General features: G+C 58.6%; 1 protein-coding gene. It reads right to left on the bottom strand.

Going from position 1 to position 1,129, the window contains the following annotated elements; all coding sequences use genetic code 11:
- The coding region (locus tag EOA60_RS34065; protein WP_164899816.1) for an isocitrate/isopropylmalate family dehydrogenase at positions 1–994 on the bottom strand (994 nt) is incomplete at its 3' end.
- Positions 995–1,129: the final 135 nt, after the last annotated feature.

Raw genomic sequence — 1,129 nt, 5'->3', positions numbered from 1 at the left:
GTGCCTTCGGATTGGCCAGCACCTCGTCAATCGCGCGCTCGATTGCAGCGCCGGCCGCCTCAAAATTCGCCAAGCCGCGCTTTTCCCCGAGCCAGCTCAGCATCATCGCCGCCGACAGGATCAGCGAGGTCGGATTGGCGATGTTCTGGTTTTCGATGTCGGGGGCTGAACCGTGCTGCGCCTGAGCGCAGACCAAGCCGGCATCCGCATTTGCATTGATCGAGCCAGCAAGCCCAAGCCTGCCCGACAATTCGCTGACGAGATCGGAAAGGATGTCGGCATAGAAATTGGTCGTGACGATCACATCGAACCTCGATGGATTACGCACCAGATGCGCGGCCATCGCGTCGATGATGAAGTCGTTGAGCGCTACCTGGGGAAACTCCTCTGCAACCTTGCGCACCTGCTTCAGGAAGAGACCGTCCGTCAGGATGAAGTTATTTGCCTTGTGAACGGCGGTGACTTTCTTGCCGCGTTTCATTGCAAGTTCGAAGGCCGCGCGGGCGATACGCTCGCAGGCATGAGCGGTGATCTTGCGGACCGACAAGGCAACATCATGCGTGGGCATGAACTCGCCGGTGCCCGCTACCATGTTGCGGTCCGGATAAAAGCCTTCGGTGGCCTCCCGCATGATGACCAGGTCCATCTCCTTGCCGATATGCGGGATGAAGGAGCGCGTCCTTGCTGGACGGACGTTGGCAAAGAGGTCGAGCTTGACGCGGAAGCCCGCTGAAACGTTGACGCCACCCTTGTCACGGGCCGGATAGTCCATGTGCGACTGGGGCCCCAGGATGATGCCGTCATAGGTTTTTGCTCTTTCCAGAACCTCGTCGCGCAGCGTCGTTCCAAACTTTGCGAGGCTCGTGAAGCCGGCGTCCTCATAGTCGTATTCGAGACCCAGGTCGTAGACGCCATCAGCAGCCTCGAGCACCTCGATTGTGGCCTTGGTGATCTCGGGCCCGATGCCGTCGCACGGCACAACCATGATCTTCATTGCGCGTCTCCCGCTCATGCGACGGGAGCCTCCCCGTCGGAAATTCGATGCGAGAGAGTTTTGGCTTTTTATGTCAAAAAATGCAATAGATAATTTTCCGCCGGCTCCCTGGAGTGACTTTTGTGCGACCAGGAC

This window comes from Mesorhizobium sp. M1A.F.Ca.IN.020.06.1.1 (assembly GCF_004023265.1).
Taxonomy (GTDB): Bacteria; Pseudomonadota; Alphaproteobacteria; order Rhizobiales; family Rhizobiaceae; genus Mesorhizobium.
Note: the sequence above shows the minus strand (reverse complement) of the source record. Positions and strands in the feature narration are given on the sequence as shown.